This is a genomic window from Paraburkholderia youngii (assembly GCF_013366925.1).
Classification (GTDB): domain Bacteria; phylum Pseudomonadota; class Gammaproteobacteria; order Burkholderiales; family Burkholderiaceae; genus Paraburkholderia; species Paraburkholderia youngii.
In genome coordinates this window covers 1,501,314-1,515,295 of the sequence record NZ_JAALDK010000001.1, presented here as the reverse complement: position 1 = coordinate 1,515,295, position 13,982 = coordinate 1,501,314, and the positions used below count along the sequence as shown (strand labels likewise).

At 57.0% G+C, this 13,982-nt stretch carries 11 protein-coding genes and 1 pseudogene; 4 read left to right on the top strand and 8 right to left on the bottom strand.

Annotation, left to right across the window (positions count from 1 at the left end):
• Window positions 1-315: 315 nt before the first annotated feature.
• Both G5S42_RS06965 and G5S42_RS06960 read right to left on the bottom strand, forming a co-directional pair.
• Window positions 316-1,797, bottom strand: coding sequence for an aldehyde dehydrogenase (locus G5S42_RS06965; protein ID WP_018434063.1), 1,482 nt, complete (start codon window positions 1,795-1,797; stop codon window positions 316-318).
• Between the two features lie 151 nt (window positions 1,798-1,948).
• Entirely contained in the window at window positions 1,949-3,403 is a 1,455-nt protein-coding gene (locus G5S42_RS06960) for an aldehyde dehydrogenase family protein (protein ID WP_018434064.1), read from the bottom strand.
• A 228-nt stretch (window positions 3,404-3,631) separates the two neighbouring features.
• Between G5S42_RS06960 and G5S42_RS45690 the strand changes: the two are divergent.
• A pseudogene (locus tag G5S42_RS45690) lies at window positions 3,632-4,105 on the top strand (transposase); the annotation flags it as partial.
• 250 nt (window positions 4,106-4,355) lie between these two features.
• Here G5S42_RS45690 and G5S42_RS06950 read toward each other — a convergent pair.
• Window positions 4,356-5,540, bottom strand: a complete 1,185-nt coding sequence (locus G5S42_RS06950) for an MFS transporter (protein WP_176106119.1) — start codon at window positions 5,538-5,540, stop codon at window positions 4,356-4,358.
• A 795-nt stretch (window positions 5,541-6,335) separates the two neighbouring features.
• On the opposite strand from G5S42_RS06950, the gene G5S42_RS06945 reads away from it, so the two are divergent.
• Entirely contained in the window at window positions 6,336-6,833 is a 498-nt protein-coding gene (locus G5S42_RS06945) for a cyclophilin-like fold protein (RefSeq protein ID WP_176106118.1), read from the top strand.
• A gap of 62 nt (window positions 6,834-6,895) precedes the next feature.
• Here G5S42_RS06945 and G5S42_RS06940 read toward each other — a convergent pair whose 3' ends face one another.
• Window positions 6,896-7,789: a LysR family transcriptional regulator gene (locus tag G5S42_RS06940; protein ID WP_176106117.1), complete on the bottom strand. Its 894-nt coding sequence runs from the start codon at window positions 7,787-7,789 to the stop codon at window positions 6,896-6,898.
• Between the two features lie 316 nt (window positions 7,790-8,105).
• Between G5S42_RS06940 and G5S42_RS06935 the strand changes: the two genes are divergently transcribed.
• Window positions 8,106-8,384: a DUF4148 domain-containing protein gene (locus G5S42_RS06935; protein WP_084598335.1), complete on the top strand. Its 279-nt coding sequence runs from the start codon at window positions 8,106-8,108 to the stop codon at window positions 8,382-8,384.
• Between the two features lie 285 nt (window positions 8,385-8,669).
• Window positions 8,670-9,695: an XdhC family protein gene (locus G5S42_RS06930; RefSeq protein ID WP_176106116.1), complete on the top strand. Its 1,026-nt coding sequence runs from the start codon at window positions 8,670-8,672 to the stop codon at window positions 9,693-9,695.
• Window positions 9,696-9,882: 187 nt separating this feature from the next.
• Here the strand turns inward: G5S42_RS06930 and G5S42_RS06925 are convergent, their stop codons facing one another.
• The 4 genes from G5S42_RS06925 to G5S42_RS06910 form a co-directional block, all read right to left on the bottom strand.
• Window positions 9,883-10,935: an NAD(P)-dependent alcohol dehydrogenase gene (locus tag G5S42_RS06925; protein ID WP_176106115.1), complete on the bottom strand. Its 1,053-nt coding sequence runs from the start codon at window positions 10,933-10,935 to the stop codon at window positions 9,883-9,885.
• A gap of 377 nt (window positions 10,936-11,312) precedes the next feature.
• Entirely contained in the window at window positions 11,313-12,089 is a 777-nt protein-coding gene (locus tag G5S42_RS06920; RefSeq protein WP_176106114.1) for an SDR family oxidoreductase, read from the bottom strand.
• Between the two features lie 208 nt (window positions 12,090-12,297).
• Entirely contained in the window at window positions 12,298-13,128 is an 831-nt protein-coding gene (locus G5S42_RS06915) for an SMP-30/gluconolactonase/LRE family protein (protein WP_176106113.1), read from the bottom strand.
• Window positions 13,129-13,394: 266 nt separating this feature from the next.
• Window positions 13,395-13,685, bottom strand: coding sequence for a putative quinol monooxygenase (locus G5S42_RS06910; protein ID WP_176106112.1), 291 nt, complete (start codon window positions 13,683-13,685; stop codon window positions 13,395-13,397).
• Window positions 13,686-13,982 lie beyond the last annotated feature (297 nt).

Sequence of the window (13,982 nt, the reverse complement as noted above, 5' to 3'; positions counted from 1 at the left end):
TGCCGATGCTGTCCTCGGCGGACCGCCGCTCAAATGCGGCATTCCAATATCGTGCGCCCTGCGGCGATCATGGTCGAGTGGTTTTTTCTCTGCCGTAAGGTAAGCGCGGCTTACCGGGTTAGGGAAAGGCAAAGTGACCTTCGCCATCACCTCAGCATCCTCGTTGAAGCGTTGCTGAGTGGACTGAGGAGACCTGGGCAAAAAAAAGGCCGCTGACGCAGCCCCAAGCGTGGATACCCTCACGTAGTTACCTTAAGTTCCAGGAGCATGGCGCGCCTTCGAGCGCTTGGAGGGCCTTGTGGGCGTCATGCTTTTCTAGCGCTGAACAAACGGATTCGCTGGCGGACCTGCCGCGGTGGACAGGAATACGCTTTTGGTCTCGAGAAATTCATGAACTGCCTCGATCCCATTCTCGCGGCCGAGGCCTGACATCTTCATCCCGCCAAACGGCATCATGAAGCTGTATGCTCGGTACGTGTTGACCCAGACTGTTCCTGCTTTGAGCGCCTTCGTCATGCGCATCGCCCGGCCGATATTTTCCGTCCATACGCCAGCCACGAGGCCGTATATGACGCTGTTGCCCAATTGAACTGCATGATCTTCGTCTTCAAAGCCGATGATAGAGAGCACTGGCCCAAAGACTTCCTCTTGGGCAATACGCATGTCGTTGGTTACGTCGGTGAAAATGGTCGGCTCGACGAACTGGCCACCGGTCAGTTCGGGGCCAACCGCAGGCTTTCCGCCGAGAACGCAACGTGCGCCGTCTCCTCGAGCGATTTCGATATAGTCTAGTACTTTCGCATACTGTGGCGGTGTGGCGATCGGACCTACGTTGGTCGTTGGCTGCATCGGGTCCCCGAGCTTCACATCCCGCGCAAGCTCGATTAGTCGCTCAGTGAAGCGCTCCTTAATCGACTCCTGAACGAGAAGTCTTGAGCCGGCAATACACATCTGACCTGCGGCACCGAAGATGCCTGAGACGACGCCGATAGCTGCAGCGTCGAAGTCTGCGTCTTCAAAGACGATGTTCGGTGACTTGCCACCCAACTCCATGGCGACTCGCTTCATCCCGCGCGCCGCAGTTTCATAAATCCGTGCGCCCGTGACGTCGGACCCGGTGAAGCTAATCTTGGCGACATCCTTGTGCTCGACGAGTGCAGCGCCGACTTCGCTACCGAAGCCAGTGACGACGTTCAACACACCGTCGGGTAGGCCGGCCTCCTTGGTGAGAGCAGCGAACTCCAGTGAGCTCACGGACGCGAATTCAGATGGTTTGACTACCACGGCACATCCGGCTGCCAGCGCGGGAGCGCACTTCAACGCCAGGAATTGAAGGGGCGAATTCCACGCAGTCAATGCTGCTACGACGCCAACGGGCTCATGAGTGGTGAATGCGAAGACATTTGCCTTCTCGACTGGCATGACCGAGCCTTCAATCTTGTCCGCCAAGCCGCCGTAGTAGTACCAGTACTCGGGGATGGTCTTCAACTGCCCCTGCATCTCCGAGAGAACTTTACCGTTGTCGCGGGTTTCAATCTCCGCCAGATTCTTGGCGTTTTGCGCGACGAGGTCGCCTATGCGACGCATGATCTTGCCGCGCTCCGTGGCGGTCATTTTGCTCCACGGACCAACGGTCATTGCCCGCTTTGCAGCTTCTACGGCGCGCGCAGAATCTTCGGCTGTGCCGCGTGGAATTCTCGCCCAAGTCTCGCCGGTATAAGGATTAGCCGTGTCAATCCACTCGCCGTTCGCAGGGTCTTTGAATTCCCCGTTGATCCAGAGCTGATACTTCTTCATCCGTCTACCTCCATTGGTCAGCTATTTCTTTGAACACACCGGCGCTCGTCCAATAGCGCCGTTCTCTCGGCATAACTGCCACTACTCGTTCCGACCCGGACCTGCGACAGAATCGGGAACACACCACGTCAATGTGTCGGTGTGCAGCAGATCAGCGAACCAGGTCAGGCAAACCAGCGGCCTTCTCAGCCAGTCCATACACTGATTTGATCTCAAGGTATTCCTCGAGTCCGAAAACGCCCATCGAACGGCCGATCCCTGACTGCTTATAACCGCCCATCGGAGTCACCGAATTGGTTGCGGCCCCATTAACGCAGATTCTTCCAGCGCGCAAGCCCTTGGCGAACTCATAGCCTCGCTGAAGATCGCCCGTGAACACGTAGCCGCCCAACCCGTAGATCGAATCGTTGGCGATCTTCAATGCCTCATCCTCAGTTCGATAAGGGATCACCGCCAAGACCGGGCCGAAGATTTCTTCTCTTGCGATGGTCATGTCGGCTGTAACGTCACTGAACACGGTCGGCTGAACGAAGAAACCCCGGTCCAAACCGGTGGGAGATTCAAGGCCACCGCAGACCAGCCTCGCGCCCTCGTCGATGGCGGACTGAATGTAGCGTTTGATGCTTTCGTACTGTGTACGATTGATCACCGGTCCCATCGTCGTTGCGGGGTCACGGGGATCGCCTATGCGAAACTTACTGCATTCGTCTACCAGGTACGGCAACACCCTCTCAACCTGGTCCTCGTGGATCAGCATTCGGCTGGGCGCGTGGCAGCTCTGGCCGGTGTTGAAAAAACAGCGCGCGATATTCCAACGCGCGGCAGCCTCCAGATCGGCATCTTTGAGTACGATGTTGGCAGACTTGCCACCGAGCTCCAACGAAACACGTTTGACCGTGCGGGCCGCTGCTTCGCCGACCTTGATGCCGGCGCCTGTTGACCCGGTAAAGGACACCAGGTCCACATCGGGATGTCGCGACAGCGCTTCGCCTACCACGCTGCCGCGCCCAAGAATCAGGTTGAAGACCCCGGGAGGCAGTTCCGCCTCGTCAATGACCTCTGCCAGCAGAATGCTGCTGAGTGGAGACGCATCTGAGCCTTTCATGATGGACGTGCAGCCAGCCGCAAGCGCATAGATGAACTTGATCACCGGCGTCTGGATTGGCCAGTTCCAGGGAGAGATCAGCGCGCAGACGCCGATGGGCTCGCGGCGGACGATGGTATCTTCCACGCGCGTTTCGAATCGGTAAGACTGCAGCAGATCGCGCGCAACCTTCATGTGTGCGATGGGGCCAGTGACCTGCGCACGCGCCGAGCGGGGCACGCCGACTTCACGGGCAAGAACCTCAGAGAACTCGTCCAGACGCCGCTCGTAGGCCGCGATGATGCGGTCGATGATGGCAACCCTCTCGGCAATGCTGGTGTGCGAAAAGCTCTCAAACGCGCGGCGCGCGGCGACCACGGCACGTTCTACGTCCTCAGGCGTGCCGCCGTTGGCGGCGGTAGCGAACACGACTCCGGTGTTAGGGTCCACCATTTCGCGCTTGTCGGATCCGGATGGAGCCACCCAAGCGCCGTCGATGTAGTGATATGGATAGTTCGTCATGGTTCACCTTAAGAAATCAATTTGAGGGTAGCGCGCACAGGTGGTCGCCAGGGGTGGCGCTGGATAAAGGAATCTTCATCTGCTGTGGTGAGTCCACTGTCCCTTGCGACGGTCTGCTCAGTCAGCAACGACTGGGGGACGAGAACCTGGTGAGGCCGACCAGATCGGTAGAGCGTGTTAGCCACTTTCGGTTGGACCTGGTATCCCGGCTGGATGAGCAAACGCAAGCGGTCGACCTGCGAGAGCGGGCCTCGCGCAGGTTACGACGGTTACACGCGCAAACAAGGCAGCAACGTTCACATGGCCGTGGATACCTTGGGACGGTTCCTTGCTGTGCATGTGACTCCGGCCAATGAACGGCAGCGCGCGCGAGTCGGGGAACTGGCGCGTTAGGTCCAACGGGCCAGGGGCCAAACGGTCAAGGTGGCGTTCGCCAACCAGGGAGATACCGGCGAGGAACCAGCGCAGGCAGCGTTTGATGAGGGAATCGGGCTTCAGGCAATCAGGTTGGCGAAGGCGAAGAAAGGTTTCGCGCTCTTGCCACGCCGCTGGGTAGTGGAGCGCAGCCTCGGCTGGCTGAACCGCTTTCGGCTGCTTGCTCGAGACTACGAGCGCTTGTCCGAAACCCTTGCCGGACTGCACTTTAAGGCCGTCTCCGTACTGATGCTGGTTCATTTCGTAAACCTTCCGAATAGTGCCTAACGCGCTCCAGAATCAGGCTGGATCGCGGCTTTGGGACTGTTCGGCAGACGCACGCGTGAGACGTGCTTTATGAGGGAAGCTGCATTCTCATAATTCTGTACAGGCACGAGCGAAGCGTCGAGTCGGATTTGCTTGTCGAATGGAAAGCTGGGCTTACCACGGCGAGCTTTCCGTAACGCTTTGGTTGATATACGAACCTCAAGACCTCGACTCGATGGTTCACGTCAAGGCTGGCCCCGTTTCCCATTCTCTACGTGTCAGGCTGGATCCGCTTTCCGCTGCCGATAATAATCGCGGAGAAGAGCATCAGCGCGACGCCACCGATGAATGCCGCGCCAATGGAGAAGTGGTCGATCAGCGCGCCGCCGAGTTCAGCACCAAGCATGATCGAGAGCTGAATAGACGCGACCATCAGTCCGCCGCCGCTTTCCGGCTTGTCCCTTACGGCCTTCGACAGCCACGTTGACCATGCGACCGGGATTGCCGCGTTTATCGCGCCCCACACAATCACTAATATCGCGACTGCCCACAGGTTGTGGCCAGCGGGAAGCAGTGCGAGCGTCACGCCAGCCAGTGCCAGCGGCATCCCCATCATAAGCCGATAGAGACGCTTATTCACGACTGCGCTGGCGCCATACGTGCCTGCGAAGCCAGCTAAACCCATCCCAAGCAGGAGGAAGGACAGCTCCGACGCGTCCGCGTGAGTGTAGGTCTCAAAAAATGGCCGGAAATATGTGAAGACAGCAAAAGCACCACCGAACGTCAGCATCACAGCCAACATCGCGAAAGCTACGTGTGGTCGCCGAAGCAGAGACAGAACGTTGCCGCTGGGTTGCTGCGTCCGTTCCGGCATCGACGGAACCGTGGTCAGCAACAGCACCAAATTCACGACAACGATGGGAGACAGCGCCCAGAAAACGCCTCTCCAGCCGATAACGCTTCCGAGATAGCTACCAATCGGCGCAGCAAAAGCTGTGGCAACTGCATTGCCGGTATACAGGCCCCCCAAGGCCTTGGGCACAGATTCTTCCGGAACGAGCTGCATGATGGTGGCGGTCGCTAGCGACCAAAAGCCGCCCACCGCGATTCCCAGGAGGGCTCTGGCGACCATCAGGGTCGCAAAGCTGCCAGCCTCGGCGATAAGGACTAGCGACACCAACATGAGTGCCGCGAGAGCCGCCAGAACGTATCGGCGGTTAAGGCGACTGGCTACTGATGGAATTAGTAGGCTCGTCATCACGGCGAACAGGCCGGAGATCGAGATAGCTTGACCGGCCATACCGACGGACGCGCGCAGGTCCGAAGCGATGGGCGTCAGCAGACTAATGGGCATAAACTCAGAAGCGATCAGCATCGCAGCGCACATCGCCATCGATGCTACTGCACCCCATACCTGGCGTCTTGAGGCTGCGGCCTGATTTATCAAGGTAGACATTGAACTTCCTTTCTCTAGGTTGTCCCCCTAGTTCTCGCCTGCCGAGGGCGCGCCGGACAAAAGGAATGCACGACCGGCCAATCGGATTGGCAGTCGATGTAGCGCCGGGCAATGGAAAACGAACGCATACGCATTTGCCTGCGCACGCGGACACGGATTGCGAGAATCTGTTTCGAGGTCGAATTTGACCTCGAAAGAAGGGGTGATGCTTTCGTTACAACCGGCAGCGAGCTACTGCTGAACCGAATGCACGTAGTTTAGCTACGTCACCTAGTGAGATAAACCGGCGTTGAGTCATTGGACTCATGAGTCATCGTAATCAATTGGGACAAGCCCTAGTCGACCTCGCTAGCTTCCCGTTTGCCGGGGTGCGCACTCAGCGTGCTACGGTGCGCAAGATTGCTGCGGGCAGTCCACCGAGGCTCTTGCGCCTGCGGTGATGGTGCGCGCCTTAAAGGGTTTGCGGTCAACTGATTAGCCTGAGTGATAGGTCCTATCAGAATTCACCACCTAGTTCTGCGTCGCCTTCGTAGTTAGATTACGTTGTTCAGGCGCACCAAACTGACGGGCATGATATTCGGCGTCCCTGTTGCCTTTGAGGAGTTCAAGGCAGTTGGTGCGGCAGAAGGGCGTCCCGGTCACTGTTTGCTCGGGCGCGCTTCGTCTATTGCCCGCGTCACCTTTGCTTGTTGACGGCCGCCATTCGACGCACTAATGCGCCGAGCCGAATTGTGAATGCGGGCCCATTTACATTTCGAGTAACTGTCACCACTCGGTATGTCGCTAGGAGCCCGCATGTCCGTACGAGAATTCACGAGAGGGCTTTTGCTTGTAGCCATGCTATCTCTTATCTTCGCAAGAACAAGTGCCGCGGGAGGTGAGCCGCAGAGCATTTCGGCGCAGACATCTTCCGGCGGCGCGGGCGTATCCGGCCAGATGAAGATCAAAGTCAACGTAGCAGGAAAGGAACTTCAGGCAACGTTAGCCGATAACCCGACCGCGCGTGATTTCGCGGCGCTTCTTCCGATTCGAGTGTCGATGGATGATTTATTCGGGCGTGAAAAGGCAGGATCACTTCCCAGAGCGATCTCTACAGGCGGACCAAGTAGCGACGTCTACCAAGTAGGAGACATTGGTTACTGGTCTCCTGGGCACGATATCGCGATTTACTATCGTCAGGACGGGGAGAAGATTCCGTCTCCGGGCATCATCAAAATCGGGCACTTTGACTCGGGAGTTGCGGCCCTCAACGTGCCGGGGTCAGTCGAGGTCTCGATCAAGCGTGTTGAATAGCCAGGCGTGCTGGTCGCGCACTGCCTGGCCCATCACTTGGAAAAGGCCGCTTTTCCCTCGGCCTATGAACGGTGCTTCAAGGCGTCGATGACGAGTTTGAAAGCCCGCGAGATTTGGCGCCGGCTGGGGTAATAAGCGTGATATCCGGGCCACACTGGGCACCAATCAGTCAGAACGCTGCGGAGTTCGCCCTTTTGGATATGTTCAATTACAGCGTCTTCCGGGACGAATGCTAAGCCAAATCCATCCAGAGCCGCTCTAACCATTTGTGGCTGAGTATTGAACGTAAGCTGTCCACCAACGCGCGCTTGCGTTTCGCGCTTTCCCTTCTTCAGTTCCCACGCGTATAGCGCTTTGGTGGTAGTCATGCGTAACGTTATACATTCATGATTCAGAAGGTCCTCGGGTGTCTTCGGAACCTCCCTGTTCTGAAAATACGAAGGAGCGCCGACGATGGCCATCGGAATGTCGGGGCTGATGCGAACCGCGATCATGTCCTTTGCGACTTGGTTTCCGAATCGGATGCCAATGTCGTAGCGTTCTTCGACGATGTTAGAAAGGCCATAGTCGATGGTAACCTCTACCTTGATGTCGGGGTACGAAGGTAGAAGTCGTCGCAGCTTGGGCCAAATGACCGTTTCGACTGGGTGGTCAGTTGCGGTAATGCGCACTACGCCTGCAGCTTTATCCCTGAAGTCTGCGAGAGCCGCCACGCTGGCATCAATCTCATCGATTCGCGGTGCCACTGCCTGGAACAATTCTTCGCCAGCATCAGTGGTCGAGACGCTTCGAGTTGTACGTGTCAGTAGACGTACGCCCAATCTGGCTTCGAGGTCACGTACGGTGTGGCTCAGTGCCGACTGGGACACCCCAAGTTTGGCCGCAGCGCGTGTAAAGCTTTTCTCGCGAGCGACCGCGAGGAAGACAAGGATGTCATTGAGGTTTTCTCGAGCCATCTTGCGTTATCCGGTGATGTTGAAAGCAAGCTTATGCGCGTGTTGATGCGGTAGCGGCTAACTAGATGAGCTAAGCAGGCCAGTTGATTCATGACCAATACTAATAAGCCCAATTGGCCGCAGCCACTTAATCGAATAGGTGAAAACCCTTATATTATGCCCTGAAAGAGGTCACTGACAACCGTGCGCGGTGGCCTTTTAAAACGAGCACGGGTCAGGAGGAGCAATGATCGGGTGCGGAGACATCATCCTGACGGCGGAGGGTTCTCAACGAAGTCGTCGGGCGTGCCTTTACTAATCTTCTGGAGTAGCAGCAATGAATCGACGTCTTACTATCCTTCTCATGGCCATTGGTCTTTCCACGCCTCTCTTGGCTGCGGCACAAACTTCGGCGGCACAGGGCTTGACGCGCGAACAAGTTCGGCAAGAGATGGCCGAGTATGCCGCTGCAGGTTGGAATCCTGCACGCCAGAATCCGCGTACGTGGGTCGACGACGCTCAGGCAGCCTCTGCAAAGGTTATGACCGCAAGAGCAGACGTAGCCTCGCCCCAGCTCGCACAAAGCAAATCGGACGACGCAGGTCACTGCAACTAACTTCTCTGGTCAAGCGAAATGCATGGAACTATCAAGCGCCATGACCGCTTCCCTTTGGCATTGGCGGACAGCCGGGCAGCGAGACGACCGTCTCGCTGCCCGGCAATTGTTTCGGGCAGACAGGGCTGGCAGCGCTTACACGTTTGCGTCTGTCATGCGAACCGGTAACGTACCGACAGGGATTTTGAAGTTTGCTTCGCGGAATCTCGAGAGACCGCTTACCGCCATATCCTCGCGCTCGCCAAGGTCGAGCGACGGCACAAATACTTTCAGTCGACAGGGACCATGGATAGCGTTGATGTCGAGGTTTTAAGAGCGGCCATTTCCTGGCATCAGAATCGAATGCCCGTCATCATGGCAACTGTAATAAGGACTTGGGGATCTGCGCCTCGTCCGGTAGGTTCGCTGCTAGCACTTCGTCTGGACGGCTTGATAAAGGGCTCTGTATCGGGTGGGTGCATCGAGGACGATCTGGTGCGCCAGGCGAAGGACGGCAGGCTCGACTTCCAGCGCATCCAAACCGTCAAATACGGCGTGTCTGCCGAGGAAGCGCACAGATTTGGATTGCCATGCGGTGGCACACTTGAGCTCGTGCTTGAGCCGTTGAATAACGACTCCAAGCTTAACGAAGTGTTCACTGCGATCCTGTCTGGGCAAACGCTTTTACGAACCCTGGATACATTGACGGGGAAAGCTCGATTGAGTTCGGGCGACACACCGGGCCGCACCTTCTACGACGGCCGATACCTTCAGGCAGCGTACGGGCCGCAGCTTCGTGTCGTTCTCATCGGAGCAGGGCAATTATCCGAATATGTTGCGCGTATAGCGCTGCCACTTGGCTATAGCGTCATTGTCTGTGATCCACGTGACGAATACTCAGAAACCTGGGACGTAGCTGATATCGAGGTTAGCCGTGAAATGCCGGATGACCTGCTGATTCGCTTGAAGGTCGATAGCAACACAGCGGTATTGGCGCTTACCCACGACCCAAAGCTCGACGATATGGCACTTTTGGAGGCGTTGAAGTCTGATGCGTTCTACGTTGGCGCCGTTGGATCGCGCTCGAACAGTGGGCGCCGGAAAGAGCGTCTGAAGCTATTTGATCTGAGCAATTCTGAAGTTGACCGACTTCACGCGCCCGTGGGCCTCCACATCGGCGCACAAACACCACCGGAGATTGCTGTCGCGATTCTGGCCGAAATGACAGCGGTGCGTCGTAATGTACCTGTCGTGCAAACGCACGCCGCTCGGAACCGTAGCGACTCGACGTCTGTATGCAAGGTGGAGTTATGGGATGAGGTTCTTTCATGAACTCGCGAACGTATAGCGAATCAATGGCAATCGTTCATTTCCGTAAGCGCCGAAGTTACGACGGCGAAACGTGCCGATCTAACGAGAGGCGCTCCCGATTACCTTTGAACGAGAGCGCTTCTGCTGTTCGGATCGGGGATCGTTGCGCCTTCGCCCTTTCCGGCCCAACTCTATCGTTGACGTGAAATTACGCGGGAATCTCCAGAGACGCCATGTCAATCACGAAGCGGTAGCGAACGTCGGCGCGCTCCATCCGTTCCCATGCCTCATTGATTTGGTCCATGCGAATCATCTCACAGTCAGGTAGCACGTTTTTGCGTGCGCAAAAATCGAGCAACTCCTGCGTTTCGACGATGCCTCCGATCGGCGAACCGGCAATTCGTCTACGACCGACAATCAGCGGCACCGTGCTAGGTTCGTCAAGCGGTCCCACCTGACCGACCAGTACCAAAGTGCCGTCGACATCGAGCAACGGCAGATACGGATTCAAGTCGTGGCGAACCGGAACGGTATCGATAATAAGGTCGAAATTTGATGCGGCCTTTTCCATGGCTGTGCTATCGGTCGATAGCAGGAATGCGTCAGCGCCAAGCGCTTTTGCATCGCTAGCCTTGTCAGCCGTCCGACTCACTACCGCCACAACGGCACCCAGCGCGGACGCGAGCTTGACCGCCATATGTCCAAGACCGCCCAAACCGATGACTCCGACGCGGCTTCCCGGCCCAATATTCCAGGTGCGCAAAGGGGAGTAGGTCGTGATGCCGGCGCAGAGCAGCGGAGCGACCTTGGACACATCGAGTCCTTGGGGAACGCGGAGGACAAAGTCCTCGCGAACGACGATATGTTTGGAATAGCCACCTTTCGTTGGTTCGTTGGTAATGCGGTCGAATCCGCAGTACGTTTGCGTGTTCCCCTCGCGGCAAAGCTGCTCCAGCCCCTTGCGGCATTGGTCACACACCATGCAGCTATCAACCATGCAGCCGACAGCGACATAGTCCCCGACCTTATAACGCTTCGCTTGCGGTGCGACATCAATGACGCGCCCGACGATCTCGTGACCAGGCACCAGTGGATAGTTGGACCATCCCCAGTCGTTCCGCGCTTGATGCAGATCTGAGTGGCATACACCGCTATAGAGGATTTCGATTGCCACATCGTTGAAGCGTAGTTCGCGGCGTTCGAAGTCGTATGGTTCAAGAAGCGACTTGGCCGTTTGAACGGCGTAGCCTCTGGTCTTCATTGCGATACCTCATGGGGGAAGGATGGAGGAGCCCTATGTTGGGTCGGCTCGGTCGTGCTGCTCGGACCGTGAGGGATCGGCACGCAGCGTATTTTCTGTCTATGGCGCACTCGCTTGCGCACCGCGAGTGCCTTGATACGCGATTCTATGAAAGGATGAGGACGATATTAAGATGCAGTGTTTGCATGGTCCGATGAGCCAATCTCACGAATCGTGAGGCGTCTTATGAAACACGAACGGTGATCTGGGGCGGATGCCGGTGAGTTCTGTTACGCACGCAGGAGTCGAGGAGTGTCAAGTCCGCCACAGCATTGTTAGTTGGAAGGCGAGGGCGGTGACGCCGCCCTCGCGTGGACGCTGTGTGGATCTACCGACGATCAGAGGCCAGCGGTTTGTCCACCGTCGACCACCACGGCGTGACCGATTGCGAATCCGGCAACGTCAGAGCATAGCCAGAGAACGGTGTTGGCAATCTCTTCGGGCCGGCCCAAGCGACCGATCGGCTCCTGTGCAATCATTCGCTTGCGGTTCTCTTCGGTCCCTTGGGTAAATCGGCCGATCATCGGCGTATCGATGATGCCCGGGCATACGGCGTTGATGCGCACGCCGTCCTTCGCGTATTCAAGAGCTGCAGACTTCGTGAGGCCAATGACGCCGTGCTTGGCGGCGCAGTATGCGCCTTGACCTCGAATGCCGACAACCCCAGCACCGGAGGAAGTGTTCACGATTGCACCGCCGCCGTTTTTGAGCATGAGCGGAATCTGGTGCTTCATGCAATAGAAGACGCCTCCGAGGTTGACGCGAAGATTTCGCTCAAACGTTTCAACGCTGACGTCGGCAGTGTATGCGAGCGGTTGCTCGATGCCGGCATTGTTGAATGCGAAATCCAGTCGACCAAACTTCTCGATGGTAGCCGCGAGTGCAACCTGCACGTCTTCAGGATTCGAGACGTCGCATCGCACGGCAAGGGCGCGACCGCCTTGCTCCTCGATCATCCGCGCAGTCGCCTTGGCACCATCTTCCGAAAGGTCGACCACGACAACGTCTGCGCCCTCTTGGGCAAAGGCCAACGCAGTAGTTTGCCCGATGCCGTTTGCAGCACCCGTGACAAAAGCGACCTTCCCCTCATAATTCCACTTGCGATGAGTCGTCATTGATTCCTATCTCCATTAAGCTGCTCGCGTTGGAAGCAAGCAATGTTTCCCCAGAACTTACGTACATTCGGAGTGTCGTTATTGTGGCCGGCGCAACGGCACAAAGTGAGGCCGTTGATGGCGCTGAGCGTCGAAGATCGAGCCGCACCTCGGGATGAGACGATGAGCGAATCGTCGTTTACGTGTATCTGCATGATCAACGCCACTGCTAAGCGGATAGCTCTGCCTTATAAATCGCGCTGCGAGGCTCCCGAGCTCGCAACTGTTCGTCGGTACCGAGGTACACACAGCAATAGAGTGTGGTTCCACTTTCGCCGCCGATTGCGCACGAAACCGCGTTACCTTCAAACTTGATGCGATCAGTGATTTCGCCGCCTTCAAGAACGCGGATGAACTCGCCCGTGTTATAGCAACCGACCCAGATGCCGCCGCGCTCGTCTGCGCAGATTCCATCGGGTTGCCGGTGCCCCAAGTCCGCGAATAGTCGTCGGTTAGATAGTTCGCCGTTTTGGTCGCGGTCGTACGCGGTGAGCTTTCCACACCACGTTTCGGCTACGACGAGCGTGCGTCCCTCGTCCATGATCACCGCCCCGTTGGGAAACTCGAGTCCGGTGGCCGCCACACGAACCGAGCCGTCGGGGTGAACGACGTGCATCTCGGTGGGCTCTATCGGCGCGCCGCCGAAGAGGTCGTAGCCGAAGTTACCGACGTAGACGCGACCGATTTCATCAATGACCAAATCGTTGAGGTCGCCCGCTGCTATGTTCGCCAGGTCTGCGTAGACTGACAGCATGCCTTCGGAAACGCGCATCAGCTTTTTGTCGGCGCACGACACAACGATAGGGGTGTTATCCGGCAAGAAGCCGATTCCCGCTGGGCGTCCCGGGACCTCGCAGACCACGCTACGTGTACCATCCTCAAGCACGGTATACAGTTTCGAACCAAAGACGTCTGATACCCAAAGACGACTATCTCGCCACCGTGGCGCCTCGAGGAAGACGAAGCCCTCAGCCACAAGCGTCGCCTGATGCTCTTTCATGACATTCTCTTCTGATGGAAATAAAGCGGTGGTGTCTCCTTCTAAATTAGGTTATTGCCTGAAGTGTCGGTAGGTCCAGTTCGATTTCATTGCGTCGACGGTAAGCTTTCCTGACAGGCAAGTCTACAGAGGACGGGGGGAACCTAAGCAGATCCGACCGGCGCTATGTAAGCGAATAACGAACATGAACCGCACCTGAAAGGGCAGACGAATGAGGCGGATCGTTCGCGATCCGCCTTCCCGGCGTGGGGTGCCGACCGCCTGAGCTACTTCCCTTTCCTCAGGACATGGATCTTGTTGCTCTCGACCCAACCATCTACTTTCTTCAGATATGCTGACACGTGGGGCGAACTACAATGGTTATCGAAGGTCTCTTCGCTCTCCCACCGCTCGATGAAAACGAAGCAACGGGGCTCCCGCATATCGCGATACATCTCATATTGAAGCATCCCCTGCTCTTGGTGCGTTGGGGCTAGCAGCCCTTCAAGAGCGTCCGCCAACTTCTCCTCACATCCAGGCTTTGCCACTGAAATGGCAACCGCGGATACCTCGGCCATGTTGTCCTCCGGAAAAGAGAAAAAAGGAATCGCGAGGATATATGGGCGAACTTAATAAAGGAAGTGTTCACTTGTGCGCCCGCTTCCGATTCGTTGATGTCTCGTCGGAAGGTAGCGCACCATGATCAGGTTATACCCTTAAGACAGAGATGTTCTGAATCGCGTGCCGGACCGCGACTAGCGCGGCGAACGCGCTACACCGGGCATCTGAAGGCGATAGAAACAAGAACAGCCAGGGGGGTTTAGCGCAACTTACCTTGGTAGCCAGAAAAACGAACTAGACCTAACCATGGGGGC